Below are 17,109 nucleotides of genomic sequence, written 5' to 3' on the forward strand. Positions count from 1 at the left end.
GGCCGCTTTACTTTCTTTTCATGTCCGATTCTCCCGAACAGCGCTTCGACGCCACCCTTGAACTTGACAGCACCGACGGCGGCGTGGTCGTGGTGATGCCCTTCGATGTGGCGGCCGTCTTTGCGCCCCAGCGCGCCCCGTTTCACGTGCGCGGCACCGTCGACGGCTTCCCGTTTCGCCTCACCCTGATTCAGAACAAGGAAGGCGAGTACACGCTGCCCGTCAACAAGCAGCTGCGCAACGCCATCAACAAAAGCTGGAGCTCCGACGTGCAGGTTGTCATTGGTCCCGACACCGACGAGGGCACCCTGGAGCTGCCCGAGGAGTTGGAGCGCGCCCTGCGCACGGCCGGTACCCGCGCCAAGTTTGATGCCCTAGCCTACCCCCACCGCCGCGAGTACGTGCAGTGGATTGAGCGCGCCAAGAAGCCCGAAACCCGCCAGCGTCGCATTGAGGAAGCCCTGGAGCGCATTGCCAGCGGCAAAAAGCTCGGCTAAGCGCCCGCAGGCTATGAGTGAGATGCACAGCTTTGAAGCCCAGCTTCAAGGAACCTCCGGGGGCGGTTGCTTCTGCCTGCCGCCCCTCGACGTGCCCGCGCTGTTTGGCACCAAAGGCCAGCTGCGGGTCCAGGGCACCATCGACGGACACGCGTTTACATCGAGCCTGAGCCCGATGGGCGGGGGCCAGCACATGCTGCTCGTGCACAAGGCTACCCGCGCCGTCATTGGCAAGCAGCCCGGCGACGTGGTGCACGTGAGCCTGAACCGGGACTTGGCGGAGCGCACCGTGGCAGTGCCCGAGGAGCTGGCCATGGCCCTGGCTGCCGTGCCCGGCGCCCGCACAACTTTCGACGCGCTGGCCTTCACCCACCGCAAGGAGTTTGCCCGCTGGATTACGGACGCCAAACGACCCGAAACCCGGCAGCGCCGCTTGACTCAGGCCGTGGAAATGATAACCCAGGGCAAGAAGCTGAGCTAGACCGGCCTTTCGTTGCAGACCCCAAAAAGGCGACCCGGACACTGCGGGCCGCCTTTTTTTGTGGGCTTAAACTTACCCCCGGGCCAGCACCAGGGCCGTGCGGCTGGTCACGTAGAGGCTGAGCTTGTCGACGCCGTCTTCACGGAATGTCTCGTAAGTCAACGTGTCGTCGACGCGCTGGAAGCCGCCGAAGTCGGCGTGGTCGGACGAGAGGATGACGCGGTAGCGGCCGGGCTGGGGCACGAAGAACCGGTAGTCGGGGATGCTGGCACTGATGTGGAAGTTGAACACGAAAATCAGCCCGCCCCGCTCGAAAATCAGAACTTGGTTGGTGTCGTCCTCGTTGAGCTTCCGGGCTTGCGGAGCTGCCAGCAGCCGGCGCTGCCGGGCCGTGGTGACCATGGCTTGGTCGAAGGCCTGCAGAAACTGAAACTTCAGGTCGGGGTTGTCGGGCAGGCTCCACTGGCGGCGGGCGTGCTGGTAGCTCCAGTCGTTGCCGGCGCGGGGAAAGTCGACCCACTCGGGGTGGCCAAACTCGTTGCCGATAAAGCTCAGGTAAGCCTCGCCGCCCAGGCTGAGCGTGAGCAGGCGAATCAGCTTGTGCAAGGCCACGCCCCGGGCCACAATGGGGCTGGCATCGTCGCGATGCATGTGCTCGTAGATGGCCGCGTCGAGCAGCCAGTGGGCCAGGGTTTTGTCGCCGACCAGGGCCTGGTCGTGGCTTTCGGCGTAGGCCACGGTTTTTTCCCCGGCCCGGCGGTTGGTGAGCGTGTACCACAGCTCGCCCAGGTTCCAGTCTTCGTCGCGGCGGTGCTTGAGCAGCTTGATCCAGTAGTCGGGAATACCCATGCCCAGGCGGTAGTCGAAGCCGATGCCGCCCTCGCTGATGGGCCGGCACAGGCCGGGCATCCCGCTCATGTCTTCGGCAATCAGCAGGGCCCCGCGCTTCATCTCGTGCACCAGCGTGGTGGCCAGCTGCAGGTACAACACCGCGTCCTCGTCCACCTCGGGTCCGAAATACTGGTCGTAGGAACCGAAGCTGACGCCCTCGCCGTGGTGGTGGTAGAGCATGCTGGTCACCCCGTCGAAGCGGAAGCCGTCGAAGTGGAACTCATCGAGCCAGTAGCGCAGATTCGACAGCAGAAACTGCTGCACCTCGGGCTTGGCGTAGTCGAACAGCTTGGAGTCCCAGCCGGGGTGGTTGCCCCGCGCGCCAGGGTGGAAATACTGCCCGCCGGAGCCGTCGAAGTCGGCCAGGCCCTCGGCCTCATTTTTCACGGCGTGGGAATGCACCACGTCGAGCAGCACGGCAATGCCGCGGTTGTGGGCCTCGTTGATGAGGTGCTTGAGCTCCTCGGGCGTGCCGAAGCGCGAGGACGCGGCGAAGAAATTGGCCACGTGGTAGCCGAAGGAGCCGTAGTAGGGGTGCTCCATGATGGCCATCAGCTGGATGCAGTTGTAGCCCAGCGCCTGCACCCGGGGCAGCACCTTTTCGGCAAATTCCAGGTAGGTGCCGAGCCGGTATTCCTCGGTAGCCATGCCCACGTGGGCCTCGTAGATAAACGGCTCCCGCACGTAGTTCTGAATGCGGAATTTCTGATCAGACCAGGCAAACGGGGTTTCGGGGCGCCAGACCTGGCCGGCAAAGTCCTTGGTATGCTCGTCCTGCACGGCCCGGCGCAGGGTGGCCGGCAGCCGGTCCTTGCCCCCGTTGGCGGCGCCTACGTGCACCTTGTAGCGGCTGCCGTGGGTGAGGCGGCCGGCGTACTCCTTGTCGGGAAAGAAGGCCTCCCAGACTCCATCAGGGCCCTGTTGCAGCGGATCAGCGCCCCGGTCCCACTGGTTGAAGTCGCCAATCAACGCCAAGTAGTTGGCCGCTGGCGCCCACTCCCGAAACCAGTAACCCCGGCGGCGCCCGTCGTAGGTGAGGCCCAGGCGCTGGTGGGCGGAGGCAAACTTCACCAACGAGCCGTATTGGGCCGTGATGTCGGCCAGACGCTGGGCCAGGCGCGCCTGCCGGGCCAGCAGGATGGGCTCGTAGGGCGCCAGCCAGGAATCGTGCTGCACCAAGGGCAGCACGGGAGCGGAAGCGGTGGAGTCGGCGGTGGTCATAGCAGAACGGAGCAGGTTTGGCCCAAAGCTACAATTACGAATGAACTACGAAACAAATCCATCGGCAGCGGCGGCCGGACAGCCTTAGTAGGAGTGATTTTATTTTCTGGATTCATCCTACTTTTCACGGCCTCCGGCAATTGTAGGATGGTTTTCTACTTCTGAAACAATCCTACTACGGACGAGCGGCATGATTTGCGGCGGAGCCTTACCTTCACCGCATGACTTCTCGCCTGCCCCTGCTGGGCCTGACGGCGCTGCTGACCTACTGCACCGCCGCGCCGCCCTCCCATTCGACCAGTTCCACAACCTCACCGGCCGCGGCCACCTACGCCCTGCTGCCCGCTGCCACGGCCGGCATCACGGCGAGCAAAGCCCTGGTGGTATCGGCGCACCCGGCGGCCTCACGCATCGGCGTCGAGATTCTGCGCCGGGGCGGCAACGCCTACGATGCGGCCGTGGCCGTGCAGTTTGCCCTGGCCGTGGCGCTGCCGGCGGCCGGCAATATCGGCGGGGGCGGTTTTTTGCTGTACCGCGGCGCCGACGGGCAGGAGGGCGCCCTCGACTTCCGCGAAACGGCCCCCGCCGCCGCCACGCGCGACATGTACCTGGACGCGCAGGGCAACGTGATACCCAACCTGAGCATTCTGGGCCACCGGGCCGCGGGCGTGCCGGGCACCGTGGCGGGCATGGAGGCGCTGCACCAGAAGCTGGGCAAGCTGCCGTGGAAAGACGTGGTGCAGCCCGCCGTGGATCTGGCCACCCAGGGCCTGCCGCTCACCGACAAGGAAGCGGCGGGCCTGAACAGCACCAAAAACGATTTTGCCAAGGTCAACCCCTACAATGCCTACCTGATTCCGGGCACCTGGCACCCCGGCGACGTGATTCGCTACCCGGAGCTGGCCCGGACCCTGGCGCGCATCCGTGACCAGGGCCGCGCGGGCTTCTACGAGGGGGCCACCGCCGACTTTATCGTGGCCGAAATGCAGCGCGGCAAGGGCATCATCACCAAAGCCGACCTGAAAGCCTACCAGCCCAAGTGGCGCACCCCGCTGCACGGGCAGTACCGCGGCCACGACGTGCTGACGTTTCCACCGCCCTCCTCCGGGGGCGTGGCGCTGTTGCAGATGCTGCAGATGCTCGAGCCATACGATTTGCAGAAAGCCGGCTGGCACTCCCCCCAGGCCACGCACTGGATAACCGAAGCGGAGCGCCGCGTGTATGCCGACCGCGCCACCTACCTCGGCGACCCGGACTTCGGCCAGGTGCCCGTGGCGCAGCTGCTCGATAAAAGCTACAACCGGCAGCGCATGGCCACCATGCAGCCCTTCCGCGCCACGCCCAGCCGGGACGTGACGGCCGGGGCGGGCATTGCCGGCTACGAGTCGGACCAGACCACGCACTACAGCATCGTGGATGCGCTGGGCAACGCGGTGAGCTGCACGACCACCCTTAACGGGGCCTACGGCAGCAAGGTGGTGGTGGCCGGAGCGGGCTTCCTGCTCAACAACGAAATGGACGACTTCAGCAGCAAGCCCGGCGTGCCCAATTCCTACGGCTTGGTGGGCGGCACGGCCAACGCCATTGCCCCCGGCAAGCGGATGCTGTCCTCGATGACGCCCGCCATCCTGACTCGGAATGGCAAACTGGAAATGGTGGTCGGCACGCCCGGGGGCAGCACCATTATCACCAGCGTGCTGCAGGCCATCGTGCACGTGTACGACTACGGCATGACCATGCAGCAGGCCGTGGCCGCCCCGCGCCTGCACCACCAGTGGCTGCCCGACCAGATTGACGTCGAAGAAAACTCCCTGCTGCCGGTGGGCATCGACTCCCTGCGCCAGCGCGGCTACGTGCTCAAGCCCCGGGGCCGCTGGGGCCGCATCGACGCCATCCGGGTGCTCCCCGACGGCCGGCTCGAAGGCGGCGCCGACCCCCGCGGCGACGACTCCGCCCAGGGGTATTAGGTGAGATGGTGAAATGGTGAGTTGACGTTCTGACGGCGCGGTTATGCGCTGGTGGCGCGGGTGTAACGTGTTGTAATCCGCCTTTTGATTGAAAAAGCAAAAAGCCCTTGCGTCAGCTGGCGCAAGGGCTTTTTTGGGCATCAAATTTCAGGCTAATTCAGGGCAAGATTAGGGCAAATAGCGCAGCTCTGCACCATTTGAACGGCAAACTCACCATTTCACAATTTCACCATCTCACCACTTACCGCACGTAGTTGCGCAGGTTGCCCGAGGCCATGATGAGCAGCTGGCCCAGGTGGCGCAGCTGGTCGCCGATGCCGTTGTGGCCGTGGTTGCCCACCCAGTCGTGCACGTTGCTGGCCGACTTGGAGGCCTGCTCGCCCAGCTGCTGGAGCAGGGCGCTGGTGTTGGCCCGGTCGCCGGTTTGCACGTATTCCCGCAGCTGGTTCAGGGCGGCGGCGGCCGTGGTGGTCACCGAGCTGCTGGAATTTTGCAGGTAGGGCGCCCAGTGGTCAATCAGCGGAATCAGGCCGCTGGGGTCGTGGGCAAACGTGTGGTTGTTGAACAGGTCGCCCAGCGACAGGTTGGTTTGGTAAAGTTCGTCGTTGAGGGTGGCGGAAGTCAGGGCCATGGCGGTAGGAGTTGGGGTTGAATTACGCTCTACGCCAGATTCGGCCGCGTCGTTGCTCGGAAAGTTGGTGCCGCGGGCGGGGCCGCAGTATCTTGCCGGGCCCATTGACTTTTGCCGCCATGCCTGCCCGTTTCCGCCGCGCCCTGCTGCTTTCCCTGCTATTTTCACCCTTGGTTCCGGCCGCCTACGCCCAGCGCGAAGCCGGTCCGCCCACTCAGGACCCGTTTGCCAAGCGCGAAGTGCCGGCTACCCCGGTGAGCATCGGCAACTACCGCAGCCACACCTACGACGACGGCATTCTAAGCATCCAGAGCACCGACGGCGGCACGCTGCGCATCCGGCCCTGGGCCGAAGGCGTCATTCGGGTGGAGTTTTTTCCGCTGGGCAGCGCCGTTAAGCCCGATGCTTCCGTCAGCGTGGTGCAAGTGCCCCGGCCGCCCCAGCCCAACCGCAAGCTGGAGACTTACCTGAACAATCGGCAGCCCGACGGCAGCCTGGTGCGCAGCACGGCCAATGAGCTGGTGTGGCCGCAGCTAGCGGGCAGCACGGTTACCGGCACGGTCGTCATCCAGAAAAACCCGCTGCGGGTGAGCTACCGACAACAGGGCGAAACCCTCGTCTCCGAAGCCGCTGGCGTGTTTCAGCGGCGCACCAGCGAAGCTTCCGGGCCCGGCGGCACCGGCGTTTCGTTTCGGCTGAGCCCGGGGGAGCACCTCTACGGCACCGGCTCCCGGGCCCTGCCCCTGGACCGCCGGGGCCGTCGGCTGGAGCTCTACAATCAGGCTCACTACGGCTTCCAGAACGGGGCTGCCAACCTGGGTATTACCCTGCCCGTAGTGGTGTCGAGCCGGGGGTACGCCCTGCTATTTGATCATTACACGGCCGCCACGCTCGATTTGGGCGCCACGCGGAAGGACGTGCTCGAGTACAGCGGCGAAAACCTCGTCAACCTGGGCTACTTCATCATTGCCGGCAGCTCCTACGCCGAAATCCTGGACCGCTATACCCAGCTCACCGGCCGCCAGCCCCTGCCCCCGCGCTGGGCCCTGGGCCTGCTGCAAAGTCGATTTGGCTACCGCAGCCAGCTCGAAACCGAGCAGGTAGCCCGCCGCATGCGCCGCGCCGATTTCCCCCTCGACGCCCTGGTGCTCGATCTGTACTGGTTTGGCACCACCAAGGACCAGGGCAACCTGGAGTGGGACTACAATGCCTTTCCCAAGCCCGCCACCATGCTGCGCCGCCTCGACTCGGCGGGGGTGAAAACGGTGCTGATTTCGGAGCCCTACGTGATGCGCACCTCCCGCAACGATGCCGAAGTGCGGGCCCGGGAGCTGGTCGGCACCGACGAGCGGGGCCGGGCCTACACCGTGGCCTCGTTCTGGGCCGGGCCCGCCACGCTGCTCGACATGTTCCGGCCCGAAACCCAGGACTGGCTCTGGACCTACTACAAGCGCCGCAAGGAAGAAGGCGTGGCCGGCTGGTGGAGCGACCTGGGTGAGCCCGAAAACCATCCGCTCGACATGCACCACCTGAAGGGCTCCACCCGGGCCCTGCACAATGCTTACGGGCTGGCCTGGTCGGATATTTTCGCCAAGAAATACGCCGAGCAGTACCGGGATGAGCGGCTGTTCAACCTCGTGCGCTCGGGCTGGGCCGGTATGCAGCGCAACAGCGTGTTTCCGTGGTCCGGCGACGTGAGCCGGTCATGGTCGGGCTACCAGGCCCAGATTCCGATTATCCTGGGCATGGGCATGGGCGGCGTGGGCTACATGCACTCCGACGCGGGCGGCTTTGCCGGCTCCAACACCGATGCTGAGCTGTACACCCGCTGGATGCAGCTGGCCAGCCTGGGGCCGGTACTGCGCCCCCACGCCGTGGTGGCTCCCGAGCCCTACTGGTACCCCGAGCCCTACCGCAGCAGCGTGCGCAACGCCACTCACCTGCGCTACGAGCTGCTGCCCTACCTCTACACCCTGGCCTGGGAAAACTCGCAGACCGGCACCCCGCTGGTGCGCCCGATGAACTACGGGCCCACCCACTTTGCCTCCAGGCCCGGTGGGGCGGCTGATAGTTCTGGCGAAGTAGGGAGCCTCAGCGCCGAGGAAAAAGCGGCCGGGTTTACGGACAATTCAACCTGGGCCGGAGCCCGAGCCGAAGCATTTACAGTCAACCGCCGCTGGCAGGAAGGTCAGCAGCAAAATGAAGCCCTGGCCAACGTCAACGACCAGTATTTGCTGGGCCCGAACCTGCTGGTGGCTCCGGTGATGCATCCCGGGCAGCGCCGCCGCAACGTGGTGCTGCCCGCCGGCCGCTGGATTGACTTCTACTCGAATCAGACCCTGACTGGGGGCCGCACGGTGGCCGTGCCCGCCCCGCTGGCCCGGATTCCGCTGCTGGTGCGGGCCGGGGCGTTTCTGCCATTGGCGCCCTACGTCAACACCACCGCCCACTACCGCACCGACACGCTGCGGGTGCGCTACTATGCCGACCCGGCCGTGCCTGCCTCTAGCTTCACGTTGTACGACGACGACGGCAAATCCGCATTGGTGGGGCAGACCCAGATGTTCCAGCTGATTTCGTTTACGGGCCAGACCAGCGCTGCCCAGACCGATATTACGGTGAGCGTGGCGGGCAAATCCTACGCCACGGCTCCGGGCTGGCGCACCATCGAGCTGCTGGTACCACGGGTGGCCGCCGCCCCCGCCGCCGTGCTGCTCGACGGCGAAACGGTGCCGCCCACCGAATGGCACTACGACCCTGCCACCGGCCAGCTCCGGCTTCAGTTTCTGCTCGAAAGCAAGTCGGTTCAGGTGTCGATTCGGGGGCTGAAGCTAACCACCACGGCCACCCAGGGCAGCGCCCCGGAGCCTGCTACCCTCGAAGCCCCCGACAGCCGCACCTTCGTCGGCAGCACCACGCTGCGCTATTCCCTGCTCACACCCGGCGCCTACCCCCTCCGCATCCGCAACGCCGCTGGCACGCTCGTGCGCACGCTCACGCCAGGTTTCCGGCCGGTCGGCGCGCACACGCTCCTCTGGGACGGCCGCAACGAGGCCGGCCAGCCCGTTGCGGGCGGCGTCTATAGCGCGGAACTCAACGGCCAGCACCAGCAGCTGGTCATGTTACCGTCCGGCAGGTAGGCCGCTCCGCAGCCGGCACCGGCGCAAAAAAAGCCCGCCCCACTTGCGTGGAGCGGGCTTTTTCACTGAATTATGCCCGGCTTACTTTTTCGTCACGCGCACGTCGACGCGGCGGTTTTGGGCCTTGCCTTCGGGCGTATCGTTGGAGGCAATGGGGTGCTCCTGGCCGTAGCCTTCGGCCGCTACCCGACCCGCGTCGACACCGTTGTTGAGCAGGGCTTTGCGGGCCGCGTTGGCGCGGTCGGCGCTCAGGGTCAGGTTCATATCGGCCTTGCCCACGTTATCGGTGTAGCCGCCCAGCTTGAGGGCTGCGTTGGGGAAAGCTTTTAAGATGGCCGCAATGTTTTTCAGCTGAGCCTGCGACTCGGCCGTGAGCGTGGACTTGCCCGTGTTGAAGTACACCCGGTCCAGACTCATCCAACCCTGAGTTTTATCGTCGCTGACGGTCTGGTTGGCGTCGTTGAGGAAGTTAAACAGGCGGCTTTCCACCGAGTTGCTGCCTATGTTCAGCACGGTGCCGTCGGGCAGCTTCACCTGGGTGTCGGTACCGATGTCGTAGATGTAATTGCCGGTGCTGGCATCGTAGCGGCCGGTGGGCGCCGCGGCGGGCGCGGGCGCGGCCGGCGCCATGGCGGTGGTGTCCGTCGTGACGGTTTCGGTGGTTGTGGCGGCCGGCTCGGGCTTCCGGTCACAGCTGCGCATCAGCCACCAGATGGCGGCCAGGGCCAGCAGGGCCGCCAGCAGCCAGGGCCAGCGCGAAGGCGTGTTGCGTTCCACTTCGGTCACGGCCCCGCGCACGCCGCCGGCCACGCGGTGGGCCGTGTTGTCCATGGCGTTGCCCACGTTGTGCGCTGCGCTACCCATCGCGGCGGCGGCCCCACCCAGACCCAGCGTCGAGAGGATGCCGCCCAGGTTGCCGGGCAGGCTGCTCAAGGCGCCCGTAATGGAGCTGCGCTGCTCGCCCAGGTAGGTTCCCAGGCCGCGCTCATCGAGGTTGTTTTGGGCCGCGTGCCGGCCCAGCAGCCCCAGCACCACCGGCACGGCCATGCTCAGCAGGCTGCCCACCGACGAGGTACGCACTCCCGACTGCTGGCTGACGCCTTCCACGGCCGTGGAGTAGCCGCCGCCCAGCACGGAGCGCAAAAGCTCGGCGCCGCGGTTGAGCAGGCCGCCGTCGGTGGTGCTGGTGGTATTGGCAGTCATGGTGCCGCTGCCCAGGCCGCCGAGCAGGCCGCCCAGGTTATTGAGCAGGCCCGTACTGTGCGCCTGCTGGGACATACTAAACACATCGGAGAGGCCGCCGGACTGCTGGGAGCGGGCAAACAAGGCCGCCAGCGCCAACGGAACCACGCTTTTCAGGGCCGTCCCCACGCCGCTTTCACTTTCTCCAAGGGCCGTGCTGGTCTGACGGACGGTGTCGCCGGTGAAGTAATCCTGGACCAGCGCTAACAGATTCTGACTCATGATGGTAGGAATTAGGGTGAAAGATTCCCCTCCTACGTGACTGAGCTTTATAAGTCGATAATTTAGATATTAATATATACTCCGTAGCGGGCCGGAACTGCTTCTGCGTTCTTGGCAACAACTAATTGGGCATCAGGCTGAGCTCCTGCAGCAAATGCTCCGTGATTTCGCGGCGACCCTTGAGAAACTGCTCGTTGGCGTCTTTACCGTCCTTGGGTTCGATGTTGAGGGCGAAAAAGTACACGCTGCCGGCCTGCTCCAGCCAGCCCACAAACCAGCCATTGCTCATCTTGCCGCGCCGGGTTTTGCCAAGCTTACCGTACAGGGTCCAGCCCGGCCGGCTCTGCAACCGGAACAGGCGCTTGGTCTGGGCCTGGCTCTGGGGCGTAAGGGGGAGCTGCTGGTTGTAGAGGCGGCGCAGAAACGCGACCTGCTGAAACTGCGAGACGCGCGACATGCCCGCCTGCCAGAAGCTGTCCAGGCTTTCGGGCATCACCACCATGCTGCCAAACTTGAGGCCCATGAGCTTCTGCTGGTAGCGCTTCACGCCAATGTCGCGGGAAAGCTGCTGGAAGCAGGGCTCGCACTTCTGCCGAATGGCCCAGCCCACGGTTACGTCCTTGCTGAACTGCGGATCGGCGGGCGGGGTGCCGTCGTAGTGCAGCAGTTGGGTGGTATCCTTGAGCACGCCGGTATCGAGGCCGATGAGCACGGCCGGAATCTGGAAGGTGGCCCCAGGCAGAAAGCCTTCGTTGCAGCGGGCCACGTTGTAGGCCGTGAAGCGGTTGGCACTCTGGTCGAAGAGCAGAAACGAGCCCCGCACGCCGTAGTCGTCGAAGTGCTTCTGGAAGTTACGCTCGGTCAGAGCCTGAGCCAGGGCCCCCGTCTGGGCGAGCAGCAGGCCAAAAAATAGTACTAGACGCATCAGCGGCGAAGAATAAAGCAGGAGGCCGCCCGGCACTGGTGCCGGGCGGAAGCAAACGACACCGTCCGGCGCCGTGCGTTGCGTCTTTACAAGCACTGTGCCTGAAAAGCCTCCCGCAATATAGGTCGCCCTAGAGCTTGCCGCTAGTTTGCCCCACCCACGGATACACCTCGGCCGTGAGCCGGCCCAGCTTCACGCTCGGGTCGGTGGCGGTAAGCACCTGGGCCGCCGCCAGATCCGTGACTTTGAGCAGATACATGCTGTGCAGGTTCTGGTCGGCGCCGGGGCAGCTGCCGGCCAGCGCCAGCTTGCCTTCCTGCCGCAGCTGCTGCAAAAACGCCATGTGGGCGGCCCGCACCGAAGCCGCGGCTTCAATATTAGTTTCGGGGTCTTTGGGCGCTTTCAGCAGCACCATATAGTACGTGGTCTGGGCGGCCAGATCACGCACCTGCCGGGCTTGCTGCCGGCCCGCGGTGGCCGCGGCCGACGCCTTGCGCTGAGCCAGCGCGCCGGGGGCGGAGCTGAGCACGAGGCCGCTCAGCATGAGGAAGAGGTGGACTTTTTTCATCTGCCTGGGAAATGGGTGGCACATCCAACTGCACGAGCCAACTGCCCTTTTTCGGCTTTAATGAACGAGCCCGGCGCGTCTGCGGTTTTGCCGGCCCAAAACAATTCTCCCCCCTGAGCAGGTAGTATAGGCTTCTACCAGCTTACTTTTCCGTTATGCAAAAACGAACTCTCGGACAATCCGACCTGCAGCTGGCCCCGCTCGTGCTGGGCGGCAACGTGTTTGGCTGGACCGCCGACCAGGCCACTTCCTTCCGCATTCTGGACGCCTTCGTGGGCGGGGGCGGCAACGCCATCGACACGGCCGACGGCTACTCGGTGTGGGTGCCGGGCCACGTGGGCGGCGAGTCGGAAACTATCATCGGCAACTGGCTCCGGCAGCGCGGCCGCCGCGACGATATCATCATTGCCACCAAGGTCGGCTGGGAAGTCAACGACACCCACAAGGGCCTGGCCAAGGACTACATTCTGCGGGCCGTGGAAGGCTCGCTCAAGCGTCTGCAAACCGATTACATCGACCTGTACCAGTCGCACAAAGACGACCCCACGGTGCCGGTGGAGGAAACCCTGCGCGCCTACGACGAGCTGGTGAAGGCCGGCAAGGTGCGCGTTATCGGGGCCTCCAACTTCTCGGCCGAGCGGCTGCGCGAGTCCATGGAGACCAGCGCCCGGCTCGGCCTGCCCCGCTACGAAAGCCTGCAGCCCCTCTACAACCTCTACGACCGCGCCGACTTCGAGCAGCACCTGCTGCCGCTGTGCCAGGAGCAGCACGTGGGCGTGATTCCCTACTACGGGCTGGCCGCGGGCTTCCTGACCGGCAAATACCGCACCGAGGCCGACCTGCAGAAAAGCGCCCGGGGCGGCGGCGTGGGCCAGAAATACCTCAACGAGAAAGGTCTGCGGATACTGCGCGCCCTCGATGCGGTGGCAGCCCGGCAGCAGGCCACCCCGGCCCAGGTGGCCCTGGCCTGGATTATGGCCCAGCCCGGCCTGACGGCCCCCATTGCCAGCGCCACCAGCCCCGAGCAGGTTACGGAACTACTCAAGGCCACCGAGCTGGAGCTCAGCTCCGACGACCTGCGCGAACTAGGCCAGGCCAGCGCCTAGCTTTTTGCTGAACGTACCGGACCGGACCCGCCGCTGAACCCGGTGGGCCGGTCTTTTTTTGTCCGCCCCAACCGGAATCCGGCCGGCGCTGCCGATTTTCGCTTTTCCCTTCGCCGCTGCGCATGAAACCTCCCGCTCCGCCGGTCTTTGCCATTGCGTCGTTTCCGCAGCCGGCCCGGCCGCGGCAGCAATACTACGTCGAGCAGCTGGCCACCCACGTCAGCCGGTTTCCCGGCATCAGCGTGCCCCACGCCCACGACTTCTACCTGCTGCTCTACGTCACGCGGGGCCGGGGCACCCACACCATCGATTTGCTCGACTACCCGGTGCAGCCCGGCAGCCTGTTTTTCATGACCCCGGGCCAGGTCCACAGCTGGCAGCTGTCCGACGATGCCCAGGGCCTGATTGTGTTTTTCGACGCCGACTTCTACCTATTCCGCTACCCCGGCAGCACCCTCTACGAGTACCCGTTTTTTGGCAGCCCCAACGCGCCGGTGCTGAATCTGCCGCCGGGAGAGGCGGAAATCTACCCGCTGTTTGAGCGGCTGCTGGCCGAAAGCCAAAGCCCGTTTGCCAACCAAGCCGACGTGTTTCGTTCCTACCTGCACCTGAGTCTGGAGCTGGCCACGCGGCACTACTCGGCGGCGCCGGGCCGGAGTGCGGGCCTGGGCGCCCAGCAGGTGCGCGACTTCGGCCGCCTGCTCAATGAGCACTTCCGCACCCGCCACGCCGTGGCCGACTACGCCGCCCTGCTGCACCTGACGCCCAACCACCTGAACGCGGTGTGCCGCCGGGTGCTCAACAAAACCGCCAGTGCCCTGATCCAGGAGCGCATTGTGGTGGAAGCCCGGCGCCTGCTGCGGCACTCGGCGCTGTCGGTGGCTCAGGTGGCCGACCGGCTCGGCTTCGAAGATGCGTCGTATTTCGGGCGCTACTTCCGCAAACACGCTGGCCAAACCCCGGAGACGTACCGGCAGAATCGTTGATTTGTCCGGTAACTGCCCGCAGAAAGCTGGTTTTATTCCCCCTTGCGGGCCCGACCTTTGTAGTACCAGGCTGGGCAGTGGCCGCGGGAAACTTTCCTCCCGGTTCGACTGCTCCGGTCGGGGCCGCGTAAACAGCCCGGGACCTGCGCTTATCTAACCTCCCCTTGTTATGTCCAGAATCGATTCTTCCGCCTTGGCTCTGCTTGACCTGCGCTGCCCGCGCTGCCACGAGGGCAAGATTTTCAGCACCTCGGCCTTGAGCACCCGCTTTTCGGCCATGCCGGCGCATTGCGCGGTTTGCGGGCAGGCCTTGGAGCCGGAGCCCGGCTTCTACTGGGGCGCCATGTACGTGAGCTACGGCTTCACGGTGGCCATTTTCGTCGTGGTGGGCGTGCTGCTTTACTACCTGGCCGGCGACCCGCCGGTGTGGGTCTACGTGCTGGGCGTCACGGTAGCGGTGCTGCTAACCACCCCGCTGGTTATCCGCTACTCCCGGGCCCTGATGCTGTACCTGTTTGGCGGCATCAGCTACAATCCCAACGCCGCCTCCCAGTCCCAGCGCTAAAGCCCGTTTGGCGGCCAGCCACCGGCTCAATCCCCGCAAAAAGCCCTCCGCGGCCGTCCGCTCCGCGGGGGCTGCGGAGGGCTTTTTGCGGGGCGGCCGGCTGTCTTTCCCGGCGAAAAAGCCGTTAGTTAGGGCATGCTCCACCGACTCCTGCCCCTGCTTCTGGGCGCCAGCTTCCTTGCCGGCTGCTCCCACGAGCAACCCACCCAGCAATGCCCACCCACCCCGGCGGCCTACTCCATCCGGCACCCGGACTGGGCCCGCAACGCGAGTATCTACGAGGTCAATATCCGCCAGTACACGCCCGAAGGCACTATCAAGGCCTTTGCGCAGCACCTGCCGCGTTTGCAGCGCATGGGCGTGGGCATCCTCTGGATTATGCCGATTCAGCCCATCGGCGAACTCAAGCGTAAGGGCCAGCTCGGCAGCGCCTACTCCATCCGTGACTACCAGGCCGTAAACCCCGACCTGGGCACCCTGGACGACGTGCGCCACCTGATTGCCCAGGCCCACCAGCTCGGCATGCACGTCATTCTGGACTGGGTCGGCAACCACACCAGCTGGGACAGTGAGCTGGCCAAAACCCACCCCGACTGGTTTACCAAAACGCCCCAGGGCCAGTTTCGCCCGCCCGTGGCCGACTGGCAGGACGTTATCGACCTCGACTACACCCGGCCCGCGCTGCGCCGCTACATGCGCGAGTCGATGGCGTACTGGGTGCGCGACGTGGGCTTCGACGGCTTCCGCTGCGACGTGGCTGGGCTGGTGCCCACCGACTTCTGGGAAGATGCCCGCCACGACCTGGAGCAGATCAAGCCCGTGTTTATGCTGGCCGAGTGGGACGAGCTGTTTCCGCCCACGTTTCTGCCGCCCGGCGAATTTGACCCCAACACCCACCTGCTTGAAAAGGCCTTCGACATGACCTACGCCCTGCGTCTGCACGACGTGCTCGACAGCATCGGCCGGCACCAGCTGCCCACGGCGGCCCTGGGCAAGTACCTGGCCCTGGAGCGCCGCACCTACCCGCCGAGCGTGTACCTGATGACCTTTACCAGCAGCCACGACATCAACGCCTGGGACGGCAGCGAGTATGAGCGGCTGGGGCCCAACGTGCTGCCCATGGCCGTGCTGGCCGCCACCCTGCCGGGCATGCCCATGGTGTATAGCGGGCAGGAAGCCGCCCTGAAAAAGCGCCTTTCCTTTTTCGACAAAGATTCCATTGCCTGGCAGGGCTACCCGCTGGCGGGCTTTTACACCAAGCTGCTCACGCTCAAAAAGCAGCATCCGGCCCTGCTCAACGGCGACCCGTGCAGCCGGCTGCTGGTGCTGCCCACCCCCGACTCGCCCGACGTAGTTGCCTTCGCGCGACAGAAAGCCGAGGCCGGCATCGTGGTGGCAGTGAACGTGGCGGCGCAGGCGCGGCAGCTGGCCCTGGCCGAGGTGCCCGCGGGCTCTTACCGCGAAATCTTCACCGGGCAGCCCCGGCGCCTGGAGGCCGGCACCGTCGTTTCGCTGCCCCCGCACGGCTACGCGGTGTATGAGCGGATTCCGGAAAAGTAGGACAATGCCCAGACCAATAGCCGCAGGCGGACCGTGGCGGCCGATGAAATTGCAAACAAAATCCCGCTGTCGGCAACATTCCCGGTAAAGCTCCGTTAGAGGCTTCTACAATAAAGCTCCTGCATTGCAGCGGGCGTAGTTTCCACTGAAAACTCTTGCTCCCATGAAAAAGCTTCTTGTTGCTGCCGCCTTGCTCGTCACGGGTGCCTACTCGGCCAGTGCTCAGACCAGCACCACAACGACCAAGCAAACGACTACCACGCCCGCTCCGACGACGGCGCCGGTTATCGTGGAGACGCCTGCTCCTGCTTCGACGACAACCGTAGAATCGACCACGACGACCGTGAACCCGGCCACGACGGTCACCCAGACCGCTCCGGTGCAAACTGTACCCGCCGACGCGAAAGTGAAAGACAAGCGTAAAAAAGCTAAAATCAAGCCCCGCGACTAGTTTTCGCAAGGCTTTGCTTTCCCAAACGCCCGGCTGCCATTCCCGCAGCCGGGCGTTTTTTTTATGCCCTCTCCTACCGCCGCGGCGCGGCCAGCAGGTCGAACGTGAGCTGGAAGTCGTTGCGGATGGCGTAGCTGCCCAGGTTCTGAAAAAAGCTGCTCGAGTTGTAGTTGACCCCAAACTGAGTCCGGTCGACGCTGGCCGTGCCGCGCACCTGCAGCTGCCCGTCGGGGCGACGGGTGAGGGTGGCCGCAAACCGGACGGGCCGGGTGATGCCCTTCAGCGTGAGCTGCCCGACGGCCTGCCCCTGCCGCAGTTCGCGCAGCTCAAAAACGGCCGTCGGAAACCGGTCCACGGCAAAGAAATCCTCGCCCCGCAGGTGCTCCTGCAATTTGTTATCGGCGTGGGTGATGGTGGTCATGTCGAACTCGAAGCGGCCGTTGCGCAGCCGGGTACCCTCGTAGTCGAAGCGGCCCTGGCGCAGCCGCAGCGTACCCGAGGGCGCCCAGGGGCCGGTTTCGGCGTGGCCAATCCAGGTGAGCTGGCTGGCAGCGGTATCAGCCTGGTACGGTAGTGGAGCCGGCTGGAAGGCCAGCAGGCAGCAGCTCAGCCAAGTAAGCAAGATAGTTTTCATGGGTGCAGGTCGTTGCGGGTGG

Annotated in this window: 15 protein-coding genes; 9 read left to right on the top strand and 6 right to left on the bottom strand. The window is 65.1% G+C overall.

Going from position 1 to position 17,109, the window contains the following annotated elements; genetic code table 11:
* Positions 1 to 20: 20 nt before the first annotated feature.
* Both EWM57_RS11460 and EWM57_RS11465 read left to right on the top strand, forming a co-directional pair.
* Positions 21 to 497, top strand: coding sequence for a YdeI/OmpD-associated family protein (locus EWM57_RS11460; protein ID WP_129921285.1), 477 nt, complete (start codon positions 21 to 23; stop codon positions 495 to 497).
* A gap of 13 nt (positions 498 to 510) precedes the next feature.
* Positions 511 to 978: a YdeI/OmpD-associated family protein gene (locus EWM57_RS11465; protein WP_129921286.1), complete on the top strand. Its 468-nt coding sequence runs from the start codon at positions 511 to 513 to the stop codon at positions 976 to 978.
* Positions 979 to 1,050: 72 nt separating this feature from the next.
* Here the strand turns inward: EWM57_RS11465 and EWM57_RS11470 are convergent, their stop codons facing one another.
* Positions 1,051 to 3,090, bottom strand: coding sequence for an alpha amylase C-terminal domain-containing protein (locus EWM57_RS11470; protein ID WP_129921287.1), 2,040 nt, complete (start codon positions 3,088 to 3,090; stop codon positions 1,051 to 1,053).
* A 221-nt stretch (positions 3,091 to 3,311) separates the two neighbouring features.
* On the opposite strand from EWM57_RS11470, the gene ggt reads away from it, so the two are divergent.
* The gene (ggt, locus tag EWM57_RS11475; protein WP_129921288.1) at positions 3,312 to 5,057 is read left to right on the top strand and encodes a gamma-glutamyltransferase; all 1,746 of its coding nucleotides are present in this window, start codon (positions 3,312 to 3,314) and stop codon (positions 5,055 to 5,057) included.
* A gap of 241 nt (positions 5,058 to 5,298) precedes the next feature.
* Here ggt and EWM57_RS11480 read toward each other — a convergent pair whose 3' ends face one another.
* Positions 5,299 to 5,688 carry a hypothetical protein gene (locus EWM57_RS11480; protein ID WP_129921289.1) on the bottom strand — a complete coding sequence of 130 codons (390 nt, stop codon included), beginning with the start codon at positions 5,686 to 5,688 and terminating at the stop codon, positions 5,299 to 5,301.
* A gap of 119 nt (positions 5,689 to 5,807) precedes the next feature.
* On the opposite strand from EWM57_RS11480, the gene EWM57_RS11485 reads away from it, so the two are divergent.
* Positions 5,808 to 8,828 (top strand): TIM-barrel domain-containing protein, encoded by a 3,021-nt coding sequence (locus tag EWM57_RS11485; protein ID WP_129921290.1) that lies wholly within the window; start codon positions 5,808 to 5,810, stop codon positions 8,826 to 8,828.
* An 81-nt stretch (positions 8,829 to 8,909) separates the two neighbouring features.
* Here EWM57_RS11485 and EWM57_RS11490 read toward each other — a convergent pair whose 3' ends face one another.
* From EWM57_RS11490 to EWM57_RS11500, 3 genes are all read right to left on the bottom strand, one after another.
* Positions 8,910 to 10,292 (bottom strand): OmpA family protein, encoded by a 1,383-nt coding sequence (locus EWM57_RS11490; protein ID WP_129921291.1) that lies wholly within the window; start codon positions 10,290 to 10,292, stop codon positions 8,910 to 8,912.
* A gap of 121 nt (positions 10,293 to 10,413) precedes the next feature.
* Entirely contained in the window at positions 10,414 to 11,217 is an 804-nt protein-coding gene (locus EWM57_RS11495) for a class D beta-lactamase (protein WP_129921292.1), read from the bottom strand.
* A 130-nt stretch (positions 11,218 to 11,347) separates the two neighbouring features.
* Positions 11,348 to 11,785 (bottom strand): YciI family protein, encoded by a 438-nt coding sequence (locus EWM57_RS11500; RefSeq protein WP_165370494.1) that lies wholly within the window; start codon positions 11,783 to 11,785, stop codon positions 11,348 to 11,350.
* A gap of 155 nt (positions 11,786 to 11,940) precedes the next feature.
* Here EWM57_RS11500 and EWM57_RS11505 point away from each other — a divergent pair, with 155 nt between their 5' ends.
* From EWM57_RS11505 to EWM57_RS11525, 5 genes are all read left to right on the top strand, one after another.
* Complete coding sequence (locus EWM57_RS11505; protein ID WP_129921294.1) at positions 11,941 to 12,891, top strand: aldo/keto reductase; 951 nt, start codon at positions 11,941 to 11,943, stop codon at positions 12,889 to 12,891.
* A 122-nt stretch (positions 12,892 to 13,013) separates the two neighbouring features.
* A complete protein-coding gene (locus EWM57_RS11510) occupies positions 13,014 to 13,877 on the top strand; it encodes an AraC family transcriptional regulator (protein WP_129921295.1) in 864 nt (287 codons plus the stop codon).
* A 169-nt stretch (positions 13,878 to 14,046) separates the two neighbouring features.
* Positions 14,047 to 14,442, top strand: coding sequence for a DUF983 domain-containing protein (locus tag EWM57_RS11515; protein WP_242510051.1), 396 nt, complete (start codon positions 14,047 to 14,049; stop codon positions 14,440 to 14,442).
* A gap of 135 nt (positions 14,443 to 14,577) precedes the next feature.
* The gene (locus tag EWM57_RS11520) at positions 14,578 to 16,002 is read left to right on the top strand and encodes an alpha-amylase family glycosyl hydrolase (RefSeq protein WP_129921296.1); all 1,425 of its coding nucleotides are present in this window, start codon (positions 14,578 to 14,580) and stop codon (positions 16,000 to 16,002) included.
* 163 nt (positions 16,003 to 16,165) lie between these two features.
* Complete coding sequence (locus EWM57_RS11525; RefSeq protein ID WP_129921297.1) at positions 16,166 to 16,453, top strand: hypothetical protein; 288 nt, start codon at positions 16,166 to 16,168, stop codon at positions 16,451 to 16,453.
* A gap of 73 nt (positions 16,454 to 16,526) precedes the next feature.
* On the opposite strand, the gene EWM57_RS11530 is transcribed toward EWM57_RS11525, so the two are convergent.
* Positions 16,527 to 17,087 carry a YceI family protein gene (locus EWM57_RS11530; protein ID WP_129921298.1) on the bottom strand — a complete coding sequence of 187 codons (561 nt, stop codon included), beginning with the start codon at positions 17,085 to 17,087 and terminating at the stop codon, positions 16,527 to 16,529.
* Positions 17,088 to 17,109 lie beyond the last annotated feature (22 nt).

Source organism: Hymenobacter persicinus (assembly GCF_004167665.1).
Classification (GTDB): domain Bacteria; phylum Bacteroidota; class Bacteroidia; order Cytophagales; family Hymenobacteraceae; genus Hymenobacter; species Hymenobacter persicinus.